This is a genomic window from Amycolatopsis sp. NPDC051371, from assembly GCF_040682155.1.
Taxonomy (GTDB): Bacteria; Actinomycetota; Actinomycetes; order Mycobacteriales; family Pseudonocardiaceae; genus Amycolatopsis.
In genome coordinates, this window is sequence record NZ_JBFBAG010000123.1 from 1 (window position 1) to 1,427 (window position 1,427).

Here is a 1,427-nt window from a genome sequence, read left to right on the forward strand (position 1 = left end):
CAACGAGTGGCTCGCCATGCCCAGCCCCAGCGACATCATCCCCGATCTGGAAAAACTCATCGCCCAGAACAAACGACGCCTCTAAACCACAACTAACCCCGATGACACCCACAGAAAAGTTTGGAGGCACCGTGTCGACCACTGAAGCCCCGTCCCGGGACGAGCTCGTCGCGCGCGTCACCGCACTGGTGCCGCTGCTCCGTTCCACAGCCGACCGCGCGGAGGAAGAGCGAAGACTGGCACCCGAAGTGATCGAAGCCCTAACCGAGGCCGGCGTGTTCCGGCTTCGGACGCCTGCTCGTTACGGCGGCTACGAAGTGGACACCCGCACGCTTGTCGACGTCACGACCGAGCTCGGCCGGGGCGACGGTTCCGTCGCCTGGGTCGCTCAGGTCTACACCATTCCGGGCTGGATGGTCGGGATGTTCCCGGACGCGGTGCAGGACGAGGTCTTCGCCACGCCCGACGTCCGAGTGTGCGGCACGCTGAGCCCGTCGGCGGCGGCCCGCCCGGCACCCGGCGGCATCGTCGTCAACGGCAAGTGGGGCTTCATCTCCGGTGCTCACCACGCGCACTGGCAGATGATCATCGCCGTGCTCACCCCCGAAGACGGCGAGCCGTATCCGGTGATGGCCCTCGTGCCAATGGCGGATCTCGACACCGTCGACGACTGGTACGCCAACGGCCTGAAGGCGAGTGGCAGCCTGACGACCATCGCCCAGAACCTGTTCGTCCCCACCGAACGCTTCCTGCCTCTACCGGCAGTGCTCCAGGGCCAACCCGTGTCGTCGAACAGCGCGAAGACCCCGATGTACCGGGCCCCGTTGCTGCCGGTCGCGACCGCGTCCACCGTGGGCACGCTCGTCGGCCTCGCCAAGGGCGGGCGCGAAGTCTTCTTCGAGCGCCTGCCGTACCGCAGGATCGCTTACACCGGCTACGAGAGCCAGCGTTCGGCTCCCATCACCCATCTGCAGGTCGCCGAGGCGTCGCAAAAGATCGACCAGGCGGAGTTCCACGCGATCCGGCTCGCCGAGACCGTGGACCGGAAGGCCGCCGACGGTTCGCCGTGGAAGCTGGAGGAGCGCGCCCGCGCCCGTGCGGATGTCGGTACGGTCTGCGCGCTTGCCCAGTCCGCCGTCGAAATCTTCGCGTCGGCCAGTGGCGGAGCGTCGGTGTACCGCGACGTGCCGATCCAGCGGATCGCTAACGATCTGCGAGCCGCCGCTCTCCACGCGCTGATCAGCCCGACGACCAACGCCGAGCTCTACGGCCGGGTCCTTTGTGGCCTCGAGCCGGACACGCCTTACATCTGACGGCGGCCCTCACCTGACCCCGTTTGTGTGCGCACGACGGGAGTTGCTGGGGCGGTGGGGGCTTGGGATGCTCACGCTGCGTGCATGTTGTGTTTCGGGTTTTTCGTGCACGCT

The 1,427-nt window shown here is 67.2% G+C and carries 1 protein-coding gene; it reads left to right on the top strand.

What is annotated here, in order from left to right; all coding sequences use genetic code 11:
* Window positions 1-131 precede the first annotated feature (131 nt).
* Entirely contained in the window at window positions 132-1,313 is a 1,182-nt protein-coding gene (locus tag AB0M59_RS53570) for an acyl-CoA dehydrogenase family protein (protein ID WP_364632166.1), read from the top strand.
* Window positions 1,314-1,427 lie beyond the last annotated feature (114 nt).